Annotated in this window: 14 protein-coding genes; all 14 read right to left on the minus strand. The window is 70.4% G+C overall.

What is annotated here, in order from left to right; all coding sequences use genetic code 11:
- Positions 1–365 (minus strand): hypothetical protein (locus ACSNOH_RS26310; RefSeq protein WP_436723902.1); only part of this gene is annotated, 365 nt, incomplete at its 3' end.
- Positions 366–453: 88 nt separating this feature from the next.
- The gene (locus ACSNOH_RS26315) at positions 454–1,683 is read right to left on the minus strand and encodes a peptidase M23 (RefSeq protein WP_436723903.1); all 1,230 of its coding nucleotides are present in this window, start codon (positions 1,681–1,683) and stop codon (positions 454–456) included.
- A 4-nt stretch (positions 1,684–1,687) separates the two neighbouring features.
- The gene (locus ACSNOH_RS26320; RefSeq protein WP_436723904.1) at positions 1,688–2,482 is read right to left on the minus strand and encodes a hypothetical protein; all 795 of its coding nucleotides are present in this window, start codon (positions 2,480–2,482) and stop codon (positions 1,688–1,690) included.
- Positions 2,475–4,541, minus strand: a complete 2,067-nt coding sequence (locus ACSNOH_RS26325; protein ID WP_436723905.1) for a hypothetical protein — start codon at positions 4,539–4,541, stop codon at positions 2,475–2,477. The genes ACSNOH_RS26320 and ACSNOH_RS26325 overlap by 8 nt, the downstream gene beginning before the upstream one ends.
- Positions 4,538–5,131 (minus strand): hypothetical protein, encoded by a 594-nt coding sequence (locus ACSNOH_RS26330; RefSeq protein ID WP_436723906.1) that lies wholly within the window; start codon positions 5,129–5,131, stop codon positions 4,538–4,540. Before ACSNOH_RS26330 ends, ACSNOH_RS26325 begins: the two co-directional genes overlap by 4 nt.
- Positions 5,128–7,689 carry an ATP-binding protein gene (locus ACSNOH_RS26335; RefSeq protein ID WP_436723907.1) on the minus strand — a complete coding sequence of 854 codons (2,562 nt, stop codon included), beginning with the start codon at positions 7,687–7,689 and terminating at the stop codon, positions 5,128–5,130. The genes ACSNOH_RS26330 and ACSNOH_RS26335 overlap by 4 nt, the downstream gene beginning before the upstream one ends.
- A complete protein-coding gene (locus tag ACSNOH_RS26340; protein ID WP_436723908.1) occupies positions 7,686–8,312 on the minus strand; it encodes a hypothetical protein in 627 nt (208 codons plus the stop codon). Before ACSNOH_RS26340 ends, ACSNOH_RS26335 begins: the two co-directional genes overlap by 4 nt.
- A complete protein-coding gene (locus ACSNOH_RS26345) occupies positions 8,309–8,542 on the minus strand; it encodes a hypothetical protein (protein ID WP_391828208.1) in 234 nt (77 codons plus the stop codon). Before ACSNOH_RS26345 ends, ACSNOH_RS26340 begins: the two co-directional genes overlap by 4 nt.
- Before the next feature lie 67 nt (positions 8,543–8,609).
- Positions 8,610–9,890, minus strand: a complete 1,281-nt coding sequence (locus tag ACSNOH_RS26350; protein WP_436723909.1) for a conjugal transfer protein — start codon at positions 9,888–9,890, stop codon at positions 8,610–8,612.
- A 187-nt stretch (positions 9,891–10,077) separates the two neighbouring features.
- On the minus strand, positions 10,078–11,037 hold the full coding sequence (locus tag ACSNOH_RS26355; protein ID WP_436723910.1) for a hypothetical protein: 960 nt from the start codon (positions 11,035–11,037) through the stop codon (positions 10,078–10,080).
- A complete protein-coding gene (locus tag ACSNOH_RS26360) occupies positions 11,034–11,525 on the minus strand; it encodes a hypothetical protein (protein WP_436723911.1) in 492 nt (163 codons plus the stop codon). The genes ACSNOH_RS26355 and ACSNOH_RS26360 overlap by 4 nt, the downstream gene beginning before the upstream one ends.
- Positions 11,525–12,202, minus strand: a complete 678-nt coding sequence (locus ACSNOH_RS26365) for a hypothetical protein (protein ID WP_436723912.1) — start codon at positions 12,200–12,202, stop codon at positions 11,525–11,527. The genes ACSNOH_RS26360 and ACSNOH_RS26365 overlap by 1 nt, the downstream gene beginning before the upstream one ends.
- Complete coding sequence (locus tag ACSNOH_RS26370; RefSeq protein ID WP_436723913.1) at positions 12,199–13,314, minus strand: hypothetical protein; 1,116 nt, start codon at positions 13,312–13,314, stop codon at positions 12,199–12,201. The genes ACSNOH_RS26365 and ACSNOH_RS26370 overlap by 4 nt, the downstream gene beginning before the upstream one ends.
- Positions 13,315–13,350: 36 nt before the next feature.
- Positions 13,351–15,192 carry a type IV secretory system conjugative DNA transfer family protein gene (locus tag ACSNOH_RS26375; protein WP_436723914.1) on the minus strand — a complete coding sequence of 614 codons (1,842 nt, stop codon included), beginning with the start codon at positions 15,190–15,192 and terminating at the stop codon, positions 13,351–13,353.
- Between the last annotated feature and the right edge of the window lie 176 nt (positions 15,193–15,368).

Genomic DNA, 15,368 nt, shown 5'->3' on the forward strand with positions numbered 1-15,368 from the left:
GCGGGAGCGGGCACAGGGGCGGGCGGCACCGGCGCGGGTGCCGGAACAGACGTACGCGCCGGGACGGGCGTAGGAACAGGCACCGGCGCCGGCACCGGATGCGGCGCCGACAGCGGCGTCACCGCCCCGTCGTGGTCCACGATCAGCGGCCAGACCGACCCGTCGGGCTCCTTGGCGTTGATGCGTATGGGGTGGCCCCGCTTCGCGGCCCGCACCCGTATCTCCGCGAGCGCGGACGTCCGCCCGTCCTGCCCGGGCAGCGGCTCTACGGGCTCCCCTTCGATCGTCGCTTCACCCGCTGTGCTGATCACGATGGTGTAGACGGGAGTCAGGGGGACCGAGTCGAGGTCCGTCACAACAGGCATGGTCAATCCTTACGTACCGGCGCCGCCAGCAGGCCAACGGGGCCACGGCAACGCACGTGCCGCGGCCCCGGGGTAATGATGACCCGGATCACCCGCCCTTGGGGTAGTAGGGGGGCGACCAGCCCAGGTACACCGCTCCCCACTTGGTCTCGATGTCCGTGGCCGGGACGACCGATATCTCGCCGGGGGTCACGATGTCGTTGGACGCGACCTTGCCGTCACCGACGTAGATGGCGACGTGACCGGCCCGGTGGTGGGTGTCCCAGTACATGAGGGCGCCCGGCGGCGGGTTGCGGTCCTTGTCGTGGCGCATGTCCTTCGGCATCTCGACCTGGTAGTGGTCGATGGCGTAGTTCGTGCCGGAGAAGTTCCAGCCGTAGGCGATGGAGGTGAAGGCGAGGCACTTCTGGTACCAGTCCGCGCGGTGGCTCTCGGCTTCCCGCTTGGCCCACGCGATCGCGTCCTCCGTCGAGCGGCGGTTCTTCACGTTGGCGGGCCAGTTCGCCTTGCCGTCGTGGAAGGGCTCGCCGGGCTTGCCGGGGTTGTTGCTGCCGCCCGACTTGTTGCAGCCTTCCCGGCTCTTCCGGTCGGCGTCCTTGCCGCCGTCCTTGCCGTTCGTGCCGCCGCCGCCCTTCGGGGCATCCTTCTTGCCCGGGTGGTTCTCTCCCGACCGCTCCAGGTCGATGCCCGCTTCCTTGGCGATGCTGCGCGCCTGGGCCTCCTTGGGACCGTAGGCGTCGGGGAAGCCGGAGCGCTGCACCTTCTGGGCGGCGTCGTTGAGCGACATGTTCTCCCAGGCGACGTCCTCCAGCCCGGGCGGGTCGCCGCTGTCGCCGCCGAAGAGGAACATGTGGGCCGCGTACTTGGGGTCGAGGATCTGCTCCCGCGTGCCCCAGCCGGAGGAGGGGCGCTGCTGGAAGATGCCGAGGGAGTCCCGGTCGCCGTAGTTGATGTTCGACAGCTGCGACTCGGCGAGGCCCGTCATCAGGGCGATGAGCGTGGCCCGGCCCGGCAGCTTCCCGTCCTTGGCCACCTGGTCGATGATCTTCGCGTTCGCGACCTGCTCTTCGCGCAGCTTCTTGCTCGCGCCGCCGGTGGTGTCACCGGTCTGTCCGTTTCCGGAGGGGCCGTCGTTCCCGGGCGAGCCGGGCTTGGAGCAGCCGGCGGCGACGGCCGAGGGGCCGCCGCCGATGCCCGCCAGCATGCCCACGATCATCAGCAGTCCCATGAGGATGCCCATCGCGGGCAGGCCGAGTTTGAACGCGAGCCCCTTGCGCAGCCCTCCCGAAGCCAGGGCGAGGGCCTGACGTGAAACCACTCGCTCAGACCCCCAGGACCCGGCCCACGCGCCAGCCGTCGGAGGTGAGCATGATCTCCGTCAGGTACACCCTCGTCTCGGTGTACGTCCGGTAGCCCTTGACCGTGACGTCGATGCTGGCCTTGCGCCAGACCCGCGCCTCCGTGTCCGCCTGCTTGCGCACGCGGTCGTCGTCGGCGGGGCCGACCGTGACCTTGTCGACCGTCGAGACGCCGCCGTTGGAGACGAGCTCGGCCCACGCCTTGTCGTCGTACTGCTTGAGGTTCACGACCAGCGCGTCGGTCATCCACGGCGCGGCCCGCTCGACGGACGCGGTGTGGGTCTTGTCCACCGGGGGATTGCGCGTGAGGTAGGCGCGGGCCCAGCCCTCCGCCGTCTTCTCCGGCTTGCTGCGATCGACGTTGACCGACGGGGAGGGCTGCGGCGGCCGGGGGGCGGGCGGCGCGGACGACCGGTCGCCGCCGGGCCCGTCCATGGTCTGCGTACGGGACGTGTCGCCCGCGTGCCCGACCGTCGACGGGGCGCCCGTACGGTCCGGCCACCAGTGGGTGACCGCCGCGCCGATGGCGAGGATGACGACCATGACCAGGATCGCCCCGCCCGCCGTGATCGGCTCGCGGCGGCGCTCCTCGGCCAGCCGGCGCTTGTACTCCTCGCGCTGCTCCTGCCGGTAGGCCTTGCGGGCCTTCCGGCGGACGCGGCGCTTGCCCGCCTTCTCGATCTCCTCGGGGTAGTCGTACTCCGCCTTCAGGAGCTCCCGCCATTCGGAGGACGGGCGCTGTTCCTGTTTCTTACTCACCGCTCCCCTTCCCTCTACGACGCTCACGGGGTGCGGGGGGCCGCACGGAGGTGCGCCGCCTCGAACGGGAGGCGCCCTGATCGGCCGCGGTGGCACCACTGCGGGCTGCCGCCGCCTTACGGGCCTCCGCCACACGTCGCTGGGCTCCGCCGCTGCCGGGCTTCGGGGCGTTGCGGAACCCGTCGCCGCCGCCTCCGGTCTTCTCGCGTACGGCCGCAGCCGCGGCACGCGCGGCCCGGGCAGGAGCGCCTCTCTTGTCCTCGGGCTTGCGTTCGTCCCGGCCCATGCGGGCCTGGGCCGCTGCCGAAACGCTCTGCAGCTCGCCCACACGGAGGGAGCGGCTGTTCAGCTCGCCCGGACGGCCCGAGCTGCTGACCCGCAGGGGCGCGGAGCTGCCCGTCTTCGCGGCGCGGCTGGCCGCACTCACCCGAGCGGACGTACTGGGCTCGCCCAGCTCGCCACGGGTGACGTATCCGGCCCGCTGCGGAGAGCCCTTGGCCACGCCCGCGGCGTCCATGGCCGAGTGCCGCTCACTGAACTGCTTGGCCGCGGCCGCCGCCCTGAACGGGAAGGAGACCCGGTCGCTGACCCGCTCGCCGATCTCCCTGGCCTTGTTGGCGACGGGACGCGCGGCCTTCCTGCCGGCCCACATGGCGGCCTTGCCGCCGAACCCCGCGCCTCCCAGGGCGGCGGCCCCGCCCTTCCTGGCCATGAGGGCGCCGGCGCCCTGCGCGAGCCGCATCGCACCGGCGTTGAAGGAGGAGTTGGTCGCGCCGGTCACGCCGACGATGCTCTCCATGATCCCGCGGAACTTGAACGCGACGATCGCGGAGGTGATGCTCACGCCCGCCGAGGCGAACCATCCGTAGGGGCCGACCAGGGAGACGCTCGCCGTGTTCAGGACGAGCACACATCCCAGCACCATCGTGCTGACGAAGGACTGCAGCGTGAAACCGAGGAGGGTGTCGAACCAGCGGACGCCCCACTGACGCGGCCGTCCGGGAATGACCCAGAGGCACGCGAAGACGACACCGGCCAGCAGCAGCATCAGCGCGCCGATCAGCGACGCGAGGGAAGCGAAGGCCAGCGCCACGGCGAGGATGGCGAACAGTCCCGCACAGACGGCGGACGCCATGGTGACCATGACACGGGCGTGACCCATGTGGCCCTGGCGGTACTTGACCGCCTCGTCACCCACCTTGCCCGAGCTGACGTGCGACTTCAGCCATTCCTCGCGCTTGTCGTCGTCCGCCGGCAGGTCCAGCAGGTCCTTTCCGTACTCCTTGCAGGTGTTCAGGTTTCCGAACTCGGCCACGCACCACGGAGTGACGACGTAAGAACGCCAGATCGCGTCAGCGGACTTACGGAGCATGTTGTCCTGCTCGTTGCCGCCGTAGCTGGGCTGGCCGGTGTCGAAGGGTGACTTCGTCTCGTTCCCCATGCCGGCCGACGCGGCCTTCATGGCCGTGTTGCTGCCGATGGTCCGTACGGAGTCGATGCCTTCGATCCACACCTTCGGAGTGGTCAGCAGGGATATGGAGAGGATCGCTGTTGCGGCCACCCACCCCAGTTGGCTGATCGATGTGCCGTTTCTTCGGTGGTTCGCGTAGGCGATCAGCGCTCCCACGGCCATGGCCGATGGGAGCAAGGTCGTCGACACCGTTCCCGCCGCGCCCGAGATGGCGTGCGAGATGGAGTCCTCAAGCTTGTCGATGGACGTGAACTTGAACGTCCACTGCACGACGACGATGGCGGCCAGGGCCAGCACGACGGTCAGGCCCATGAAGATGACGGCGACGAACTGGAGCGCCCAGTCGCCGAACTCGTCCCAGCCCAGCTGCACGTCCAGGTCGTAGAGCATCGGGTCGCCGTACTGCTCGTACAGCGTGCCCGTGCCCGAATACGAGGTGTGCGGTGCCGGGAGGAGGCTGCCGATGCCGGCCGGCTTGTACTTCGCGAACTTGTCGTCGTCCGCCGCGGCGGCGGTCGCCGTCACCATCAGGGTGGTGACGGCGCCCACGACCGGGACGGCGAGATTACGGAGCCGTGGGATCCTCAATGCGACCTCATCAGGGCGCTGACCACCGGATTCGAGTTCTTCATCTCCGAGTCGAGGACTTCCTTGTCCTGGTCCACGAGCCACCGGCCCTGGACCTTGACCATGCGCAGCGCGTCGCGCATGACGTCCGCGCTGCCGCCTTCACCGGTGGTCTGCGAAGTCACCATGACTCCCGTCCCAGTGGGGTGATTCCCGACCGGCGGCACCTCGACGGGCTCGCCGGTCACGGTCACCGTGGTCCCGGCCAGCGCCTCATCGCCCGACTTGTCGTTCTTCGAGGGCTTGTAGAAGTCGGCGCACTTCTCCAGGGAGTCACCGGAACGGCCCTCCGCCGTCTTCAGGTCGCAGGCGGTCTTCCCGTCATAAGCGATGACCGCCTTGCGGAACTTCACCGCGGCGTCGAACATCGCCTGCCGGTCCTTGGCCGCCGCCTCCCGGTACTCCCGGGCCTGCCGCTCCGCTGCCGACTCCGTCTTCTTCGCGCCGGGCTTATCGCCGCCCTTGCCTCCGCCGGCGGACGACGAGCACCCCGTGACCACCAGCACCGCCGTGGCCGCCGCCGCGGTCACCGCCGCGATCCGCCTCTTCACGCGCTCGCCTCCTCGTAAGCCGGGGTCCCCATGGGCGCCGGGCCCTGTCCCGCGGGCCCGCTGTCCGCCTTCGGCGTCGTGTTCAGCAGCTGCAGCATCTCCACCGACGGCACGTCGAACTGGACCGTCGCGCTGCTGAAGCGGCGGTCGCGCATGATGCAGTGGCCGTGCCGGATCTCCTGCGTCACGTCGACGCCGATGGCCTGGATCAGCTGGCGCGTGTGCGCGCTCTTCGGCAGGTCGAGCAGGGCCGCCATCGCGTCCTGCTGCTCGCCCGTCGTCAGCTGGAAGCCGAAGACCGTCGTCATCTGCTCCACGAGACCGGTGAGGCTCGCCAGCGACTCCGGGTCCTGCGTGTCCACGACGAGCGCCGTGTGCAGCGCACGGCCGACTCGGGCGATGTACTGCAGGAAGGAGCTGCCCTCGCGCGTGGCCGTGAGGACGTGCACCTCCGGCACCGCCACGACCTTGCGCAGGCCGCGCAGGTCCTTCCGGCCCGCCATGCTGATGCCGTAGGCCAGCAGCGAGTGGACCAGCGCCACCGAGAGCCGCTGGTGGACGGACCAGTCGTCGCGGGCGTCGTCGGGCGACGGCAGGGTGATGCCCGGCACCTGGACGACCCAGATGCCCGGCGTCGGCGTGATCAGCGCGGCCCCGGACGGCCTGCCCATGAACGGCGCGCCCAGACCGGTCAGCGACAGCTCGTAGAGGGCGTCGCCGGCCTCCCGGGCCAGTTCGTCCTCGGAGCGCCGCAGGTACTCGATGACCTTCCACGTCGCCGGGTCCCCGGCGGCGATGATCTCGTTGACCGCGCTCTGGATCGGCGTCTCCGCGCCGCGCATCCGCAGGTGCTGCGGCAGCGCGATGCCCAGCTGCGCCGGCACCTCGGTCTGGGCGCGCTCGGCGCTCTCGCCGCTGAGCAGCGTGAAGAGGTCCGCGACGCCCGCGAACTGCGAGCCCGTCTCGATCAGGTGGGCGTTGAGCCCGTACCGCTGCCCGGCCGAGACCAGGCCGCCCATGTCGCCCTTGAAGTCCAGGGCGAGCACGAACGAGCCGCGGAAGCCGGAGTCCAGCAGGGACAGCATCATGGCGGTCGTCTTGCCGCGGCCGCTTCGGCCGATGAAGGCCGTGGTCGTCGCGTCACCGCGCTCGGAGCCGCCCGTGAGGTCGTTGCGGACGACGCCGGGCGTCGAGCCGGTCAGGTAGCCGATCACCGGGCCGGTGTCGTCACCGACCGAGGCGCCGCCCCAGAACCACGAGCCGGCGAAGGCGCCGACCGTACGGGTGTGCACCAGGTCCGGCACCCGCAGCATGTCACCGGGCTGGGCCTCCAGCCACAGCTCGCGCTGCTCCTCGGCGGCCACGCTGACCTCGATGCCGACACCGCCGTAGAAGCCGATGACGGCGTCGCAGCGGCTGCGCAGATCGTCCAGCGAAACGTCACTGCTCACGATCAGGCGCGGATGGTCCTCCAGCAGCGTGACGTCCTCGCGCTTCATGTCGCGCGAGAGGGACGTCATCGTCTCCTCGGTCTCCTCGATCTCCTGCGCGGTCTCGCCGGCGGAGTGCTTGGCCGCGCTCTGCCGCTGCTCCTTCGCCAGGCGGCGCACCTCGTCGATCTGCTTGAGGGCGTCGCGCTTGTGGAGGACCTTGAAGCGGACGGACGGCTCCGGGTTGACCGGCAGGGCCGTGATGTCGCCGGCTTCCTCGTCGTCCATGAGCTCGGGGACGTACGTGATCTCCGCGACGGATCTCAGCCACTCGCCCGGGCCCGGGGACTCCATCTCCTCCGGGAAGCCGTCCATCGTCAGGACCGCGCTCCAGCCGACCGTCTCGCCGCGCTGGTCGAGGATCCGGACGTGGTCGGGGTAGGGCAGCACGCGGCCCCGCGTGAGCTGGGCGAGCTTCGCGCCGGTGATCATCCCCTGGTCGTCCGGGGAGGGCAGCGGCGTGCCGCGCCGCTGCTCGCGCGCGATCATCCAGGCCAGCAGCTCCACCGTGGCCGGCTGGGCCTTCCACGGCGTGGTCTCCAGCTGGCGGCCGAGGCGCCGCGCGAGGGCGTCGAGCCGGGCGAGCTCCTTCTGGGAGACCGACGTCGAGCCGATGCCCAGGGCGTCCTGGACGCCGCGGCTGCCGCGCGCCTTCGCCTGGTTGGCGCGCTCGGATATCCGTACGCCGAGCAGGAGCATCCGGGTGGGGAGCTCCAGCTCCTCCAGGCGCCGGACGCGCAGGTCGGCCCAGGCGGCGTAGTCGCCCGCGGAGAACAGGGTCTCCGCCTCGGTCCGGTAGTCCTCGGCGTTCAGCGGCGACCACAGGATCTTCAGGTGGCAGTCGTAGCCGGCGAGGGTACGGGCCAGGGCACTGCTCGCCTGGTCCTGCTCGGCGTCCCGGGCCGCCTCCGACATCAGGTCGGTGTTCGAGCTCCCCAGCAGGTACCACGCCTCGGCGTGGGTCTCCGTGATGACCAGCCCGTCCGCCAGGCCCACGTAGCGGGGCGGCGGGGCGGAGCGGTCACCGTCGACGCCGAGAAAGCGGGCGATGCCCTTCATGATCTTCATCGCGTACCTTGCGTACCTTTCCGGCCCTTACGGCCGCGGCCGGGCGCCGCTTGTGCTTGCTGCGCCTTCTGTGCCTTCGGGGACGAGTGGTTGCGCGACCGCGCCCGGTAGACGTGGTCCGGCCCGTAGAGCCTGGGGCGGGCCTCCAGCGCCACGGCCCGGCCGGACGTCCGCTGCGGCTCCTCGTCGCCCAGGAACCTCTCGAACAAGCCCATGCCGGGAAGGCTCAGGACGTCCTCGGACTTCTCGCCGAGGCGCGCCCGCAGCGGAAGCCACTCGGAGCGGCCGGCCGCGCGGCGGCCGCCGTTGATGATCGGCCGGTGCCCCACCGTCAGATAGCGGATGGTCAGGGCCCACTGGGTGAGGTTCCAGCGCCGCTCATTGCGCCGGGACCGCTGGGATCCGTAGAACGTGATGAGGGCCGGCGGCGCGAAGTAGAGGGTGAAGAAGACCTGCGAGGGCCACCCGAAGATGAGGAAGAGCGCACCCATCCACACCGCGTAGACGACGGCACCCGTGACGAGGACCCGTCGTGAGGGGCCCTCGCCGAGGTCCATGCCCAGCAGCTCGTGCTGGCGCGTCTCCAGATCGAAATGGCGGGTGAAGGTGTGCCCTACCCTCATGCGCCCGCCACTTTGGTCCAGATCGCGGTGAGCATGCCCTTGGCGCTGTCCGAGGCGTAGACGAAACCGGCCACGACGACACCCGCGATGAAGTGGGCGAGCAGCTCGCCCCATTCGCGCTTCGCGTAGTGACCGATCGCTCGTACGGCCAGGACGATCAGGAAGATGTTGCCGGCGACGGCAATCACCCAGGACTTGAGCTCATCACCATTGGACAGCGCGAATTCCATCGTTTTCCCTTTGCTTGAGATAAGAAGCGGACAGATCTGAATGCGGAGGCGGTCCACGGCACCCCGGTCAGGAGGCGGACATGCCGCCGTGGACTTCCGAGACCTGCCAGCGTTCGGCCTTGGCCGAAGCGACCCGGGTCAGCTTGACCCGATACGTCTGCTCGAGTTCGGCGCCGCCCATCAGCCAGGTGACGGTCGCGGCACCGGTGCGGTCGCTGCCGCTTCCTTCGTCGACCGACCAGTTGCGGAGCGAGCCGAGGGACACGCCGGGCGGCAGGGCGGCGACGGAGGCACCGGGCGCGGCGACGGACTCGGCCTCGCCCGTCGCGTACTTGCCGAAGAACTCCTCGACGACGCCACGGGTCTTGTCACTGAAGTCGTTGTCGGCGGTCTTCGTCGTGAGCGGAGGGGCGGACGGGGCGTCCTGCGGGACGCCCACCAGGCCCGGCTGGCCCGTGACGACGATCCGGCCGGACGTGTAGACGACGGGGATGTCCAGCCCGATCCACTGGGGGCCGGTGACCTGCCGGGAGTCCTTGCCCTGGTCGTCCTTCTTCGCGTCGTCCTTCTTGTCCTTGGACTTGTCGTCCTTGGCCTTGTCGTCCTTCGGCTTTTCGGACGGCTTGTCGGACGGCTTGCTGCTCTTGTCGTCGGACGCGGGGCCCTTCACCAGGACGTCGACCCGCACCCGGGCCCGCTTGTCCTTCTCCTCGGAGACGGGACCGGGCTGGGCGGCGAGGACTTCCTGATGACCGCGGGTGTTCCAACCGGCCGCCGGGTCAAGCCCCTTGGCCATGTCACGGGACAGGGCCTCCGTGCGCGGCTTGGGGTCGTTCTCGTCCCAGGACAGGTAGGCGCGCGCGAAACGGGCAGCGACGGCCTGAGCCTCCTGTACGGGATAGGACGGGCCGTTGTTGACCTGGACGGGGTCGGCCTTGGGCGGGGCGGGAGTCCAGAACCAGGAGCGGATGCCGGTGATCGCGGCCAGCGCGACGACGCCCCACAGCGCACCGCGGCCGACCTTGACCAGGAACTTGGTGCCGCTGTTCTCGTCCTCCAGCTGCCAGGGGACGTCGCGGTCCTTGCCCTGCGCCGCGGGGGCTGCCGGCGTGCTGACAGCGGCGGCCTGCGGAGCGCCCGGGGTCTGCGCCTGGAGCCGGGCGGCCGCGTCGGTCCACTGCTGGAGCCCGGCGGGGGCGGGAGTCGTCTGAGCGGGTGCGGGAGCGGGTGACGGCGCCGGCGCGACCGGCTGTTCCTGAGCTGGGGCCGCGTTCCTGTCGCCGTTCTTGTCGCTCCGCGGCTCCGGCAGATTCAGAATCCGCCGCATGACCGTCTTGAACGTGCTCAACCCTGGTGACCCTTCCCCCGTGCTAGGCCTGAGTGGCAGGACAGTACGTCGACCATTACTGATCGTCAAATTACTTCGGACGAACAGTTTCCGTTCTGATATGAACGATCTTGATCGACGTAGCGTCCTTAATTTCCCGACAAGGCGGGCGCGTCCGACGCGTGCCTCAGCGGTTTCGTGGCATCTGTCACGTCAGCGACGGCCCGCGGCTGCGCGACTGCTGCGGCAACGGCTCGATACGCGGTGCCGCGGTGTTTTGCCGTGGCGCGGCCGCAGTGGCTTTTGTAGCCAACCTGTTGCGCAGCCCTTGGGACTCGGCTTGTGCGGGCCCGTCGAGCTGGAGGGCCGCCCGCTCCGCCTCCTTCTTGGCCTCGGCTTTGGCCTGGGCCTTGGCCAGGTTCTCCGCCCGCTTCTCCGCTTCCTTCCGGCGGATCAGCTCCACGTGCTCCGGCGGCACCCGGGGATTGAGCTCGTCCCGGATCAGCTGCTCGCCGATCCGCTCCTGGCCCGGCGGAATCCTGACGTTCGCGTACCGCTCGTTCTGCAGGTGGTTGGCGGCATCCCGGTAGGACTGCGCCAGTTGCTCATCCTGCTCGGCGAGATCGTCGATATCGTTGCTGCGGGATATTTCGTAGAGCTCGTGATTCTCCATCTTGGCTTTGAAGCTGTCCGGAGTGTGGAACTGCAGCTCGAACTTCTCTTCCGACCCGGCACGCCGCCACGTGGTGTTGATCCCCTTGTACACGGGATCCTGCCAGGTGTTCTTCTCCCCCGTGGGCTCGTACCCCTGCTCGCGGAGCCTCTCGTACGTCCGCTCCACGCCCTCCGTGTAGGAATCGGGCTCGAAGGTCAGGGTGTAACGATTGAGGTCGTTCACCTTCCGGGCCGTCTTCTCGACGGGCACCTTCTTGTCCCTGGCGGCCGCCGCGGCCTTGCGCCGGAACGAATCCACGTCCTTGAGGGAGTACTCCAGGCCCTCCAGCTTGCCGCCGTGCGATTGCGCCGTCTCCTGCTGGACGTCCTTCATCATGGCGTCCATGCGCTCCCGAGCGGCTGCCGCCCGCTCCCAGCGCTCGGTGACGACACGATTCTGCTCGGGGCTGAGCCTGTAGCCCTCGCCCTCCCAGCCCCCCGTCGGCTCGCTCACAGTTCGGTGACCCCCGTCAGGCCGAACAGCTCCTGCGCCAGTGCCTCGGCCTCATCCGAGGTCAGCTCCTGCAGATAGGGAGGATTCGACGTGCGCAGATCCCGTGACTCGAAGACCGCGTTCGTGGGACCCCAGACGTCACCCTCCTGGAACGATTCGTCCAGAAGGCGCTCGGGGCTGCGCCGGCGCCGGACGAGCGTGGTGGGCGACTCGCCCTCCCGCCAGTCCTCCTCGTCGGCGTAGAGCGCCCAGTAGCGCACGAAGGACTGGCGGTCGCCCTCCAGCTCAGCCGCGCGCTCCGGCGTCACCGGACGCAACGTTTCCATGTCCGGGAGCGTCCTGACCGTGGTCTCGAAGACCTTGTGCCATTCCCAGTCGAGCAGGGAGAAGTATCCCCATTCCTCTCCCTGCCGCCGCCAAAGGCTCGAAGGGTGCTCCTCCGTATCGGGAGCGACCACCTTCACAAAGTATTCGTACTGCTCACTCATCACTTGTTTCCCTTCACAGGAACCTTGCTGTACCGCTGGTGCTGGAGGACCTTCGCCGCTTCTTCGTGGCCCTCGGCACCGGTTTCATCCGGCTCGGCGTCCAGCGGCCGGAGACGGCCTTCGCGGTAGCGATCGTAGAGAAACCGGTTCTCCGTTCCGGCCCAGTAACTGTCGGGCGTGTGGAACGCGATCTCGAACCGCGCCGCGCCGTCCGGCCGTTGCCACACCGCGCGGAACGCCTTGTGGACCGGGTCCTCCCACGTGTTCTGTTCCGAGCCGGGGACGATGGCGTACCCGCGCTCGTGGAGCAGGGCGTACGTGTGGCGGACGCCCTCGGTGTAGGAGTCCGGGGGGAACGTCAGGGTGTAGCGGTTCAGGTCGCGGACCGTGCGGAGGATCTTTTCCAGCGGGACGTGGTCCTCCACCTGCAGGGCGACCTTGCGGCGGAACGCCTTCAGGCCCATCAGGCGGTGCTGTTTGCCCTCCAGCTTCGCGCCGTGGGTGTCGCGCAGCGCCTCCTCGACGGCCTCCACGGCCGCGTCCAGGTCCTTGTGGGCCGCCCGGGCCGCCTCCCAGCGGTCCGTGACCGCCTGGTTCTGTTCCGCCGTGAGTTCCGCGGGACGGCCGGGGGCCGTGGAGTCGTCCTTCCAGGCCGTTGCGGGCTTCTTCGCCGTCACAGCTCCGTCTCCCCCTTCACACCGTGGAGTTCGGCCAGCAGTCGTTCCGCCTCTGCCGCGTCGATCTCCACCAGGTGCGGCGGGTTCGACGGGCGGGCGTCGAAGAAGTCGTAGACCGCTTGCGTGGGGCCCCACTCGTGCCAGGTCTTGAACGCCTCGTCATAGATGCGCTCGGGGCTGCGCCGGCGGCGGACCACCGACACCGGCCGCTCCCCGGCCCGCCACTCCTCCTCGTCGACGTACCGCGCCCAGTAGCGGACCCAGCCCTGCCGGTCCGCCTGCAGTTCCTCGGCGCGGTCGGCCGTCACCTCGTGCAGGGACGTGCGGGGAGGCGGCGTCTTCACGTTCGTGTCCTGCGCCCTGTGCCACTCCCAGTCCAGCAGCGACAGGTACTCCCACTCCTCGTCACGTCCGGCCGCGCAGCGCCACAGGCTCGACGGGCGCTCCGCCGGATAGCCGTTCGGGGATGTCTTCACGAAGTAGTCGTACTTGGCGTGCTCCAGGCGGCGCCGCTCGGCCTCCGCCTCCGCCATGCGCCGCTCCAGCGCCGCCGTGTCCGTCGGACGGCCCGGCCGGTCGGGCGAGTGGTCGTCCTCGCACTCGCTGAACATGTAGTGCTGCCGGATGCGCTCGATCGTCGGCCACAGCCACATCTGGTGCCAGTACGCGAGGTCGCTGCCCTCGCGCGACGGGTCCGCGTCCGCTTCCGTGGCCGCGCGCCAGGCGGCGTGCAGGGCGGCCAGTTCCTCGGTGACGCCGCCGTGCAGCGGCCAGCACGGCCAGATGCGCAGGTGGAGCTGCGGCGCGTAGTGCCTGCCCAGCCAGTCCAGCCAGTCCGCGAGGCCGCGCCACTCCTCCTCCGTGGCGCGCAGCGACCACGGCTGGTGGGCACTGCCGGCGCCGGGCGCGGCCGGCGCCGCGGTCGCCGCCTCCACCGCGTGCAGCCGGTCGATGACCTCCGAGACGACCTCGGTGACCTCGGCCTGGTTCGCCTTCGTGCCCGAAGCGAAGTTCCTGACCGCCGTCTCGAACTCGGTACGCCACTCCCTGAGGGTCTCGATCTCCTCGCGGAGGGCCTTCAGCTCCTGCTGCAGGTGCTCCTGCTCGTCCATGCCTCGTCCCGCCTTGCCTCGCCTCGGCTTCTCCTTCTACGCGTTCTGCGCGTTCTGCGCGTTCTGCGCGCCCGGGCTCTCCACCGGCGGCGGGCCTATGCGCGACGCCCGCGTCGCGTGCTCGGCCGCCTTCAGCGCCGCCCCGTCCCGCCGCTGGTCCCACGGCAGCAGCTCGGCGATGACGCCCGGCGCGCCGCGGAAGAGGAGCAGGGCCCGGCCGTGCGGCAGCTGGCGGATCTCCTCGGGGCGGAGGATTCGGCGCTCGCGCTCGACCTCGTTGGTGCCGTAGCCGAAGAGGCGCTGGCTGTCGCGGGACGTCGAGATCTCCGTGATCTCGGCCTCGCCGACGAGTTCGGAGAAGCGGCGCAGCGCCTCGACGTCCTTCAGCCCGCCCATGACGAGCGTCGCGGCGGCGTTGTCGAGCAGCGTGTCGGCCTCGTGCTGGCCCCACCGCAGCACGGCCTGGGCCAGGGACTGCAGCGCGTAGACGATGTGGATGCCGTAGCCGCGCGCGTCGGAGGCGAGGGACGGCAGCTTCGGCAGCGGGGCGACGTTCGCGACCTCGTCGAGGACGAGGCGCAGGAACGGGTCCAGCCGGCCGGACGGCAGGCGCGGGGCGCGCCGCTTCGCCGCGTCGACGACCTCGCCGAGCAGCATCGTCGTCAGCGGCGAGACGTTCGTCGAGGCGTTGGAGTCGCTGATGAGGACGAGGGTGTCGCGGGAGGCGACGAACGCGTCCGGGCTGAAGGTGGGCACGCCCTCCTGCGGGGTGACGCAGCGCAGCACCTTGCGCAGGGCGAGCGGCTCGATCTGGGCGGCGAGGGTCTGCCGGGTCGAGGCGACGGTCTCGTCGGCGCCGGTCGACACGGAGCGCAGCAGGACGTCCCAGCCGGGTTCGGCGTTGGGGTGGTCGGTGAGGATGGCGCGCGGTTCGCTGGCCTTCTCCAGGTTGGTGGCCCAGCGCATGACGTGCTCGATGGTCTTGCCTTCGAGCGCCGCCGCGTGGAGCAGGCGGGTGAGCGCCGACGAGGCGGTCTGCTGGAAGAAGCTGCCGTTGCTGGAGGAGCTGTCGTCCGCGCCCATGCCGACGGAGAACGACAGGGCGCGCGACGTGGCCGTCTCGCCCTCCTGGCAGCCGGCCACCGGGTCCCACACCATCTTGTGCGGCCAGCCGACGGTGTCGAGCGGGTCGAAGACCCACACCCGGCCGAGGCGCGAGCGCGGTTCGGCGATGACGTCGAGGACGTCGGCGCGGGTGGAGGTGACGACGAGTGGTCCGGGGGCGTCCAGGCAGGCGGGGATGACGACGTTGCGGGACTTGCCGCCGCCGGACGGGGCGATGACCGCGACCGAGTCCTCCGGCGTGGCCACCAGCGGCTGCCCGCTGCCGACCTGCGTGCCGAGCAGCCAGCCGACCTCGCGGAGCTCCGCGCGGGCCGCGGCCCTGGGGTCGTAACGGCCGTCCTTGCCGGTGAACGACGTCGCCCGCGTCATCTTGGCGGCCGCGCGGGCGCGCTTCTCGCCGAGCATGTCGCGCGCCTCCGTCGCGGAGGCGAGGCCCTCGCCGCCCGCGCCGCGGGTACGGCGGTGCCGGGCCCGTACGGCCAGCACCACCAGCACGATCGGTCCCAGCAGGATGCCGAGCCAGGCGGCCACGGTGACGGGCGCCGACGCCGGCTCGATGCCGTCGCCGAGACCGGCGAGGGGTTCGTGCTTGGCGAGGGCGCCGGCCGTGGCCAGGACGTTCGACAGGGCCATGTGATCGGCCGTGGCCCACACGGCCAGGTGCCAGCTCACGACGACGGCGATGAGCACGCCCGCGCCCTTGGCCAGGGCGATCTCGCCCTTGGGTCCGCCGCTCTCGTGCTTGCGTCCCACTTCGCGCGCGCCTGCCACGCCGTGGACCCCCGTCCCTTGCTTGATGTGATCTCTTCAGATCGCTGCGACGTTAACACCTCTGTACGACAGGCCGGGCGTTCGAGCCGGGGGGTGGGGGCGGGTGCAGCGAAGGTGTTACGCGGCGGCCGCGCGGGCCGCGCGGCGGGGCGGGGCCG

The organism is Streptomyces sp. URMC 127 (assembly GCF_051386535.1).
Lineage (GTDB): Bacteria > Actinomycetota > Actinomycetes > Streptomycetales > Streptomycetaceae > Streptomyces.

Excerpts from the sequence above, each read along its gene's own strand:
- ACSNOH_RS26335 (WP_436723907.1), bottom strand. The coding sequence starts at position 7,689 with ATGAAGATCATGAAGGGCATCGCCCGCTTTCTCGGCGTCGACGGTGAC.
- ACSNOH_RS26340 (WP_436723908.1), bottom strand. The coding sequence starts at position 8,312 with ATGAGGGTAGGGCACACCTTCACCCGCCATTTCGATCTGGAGACGCGC.
- ACSNOH_RS26345 (WP_391828208.1), bottom strand. The coding sequence starts at position 8,542 with ATGGAATTCGCGCTGTCCAATGGTGATGAGCTCAAGTCCTGGGTGATT.
- ACSNOH_RS26360 (WP_436723911.1), bottom strand. The coding sequence starts at position 11,525 with ATGAGTGAGCAGTACGAATACTTTGTGAAGGTGGTCGCTCCCGATACG.
- ACSNOH_RS26370 (WP_436723913.1), bottom strand. The coding sequence starts at position 13,314 with ATGGACGAGCAGGAGCACCTGCAGCAGGAGCTGAAGGCCCTCCGCGAG.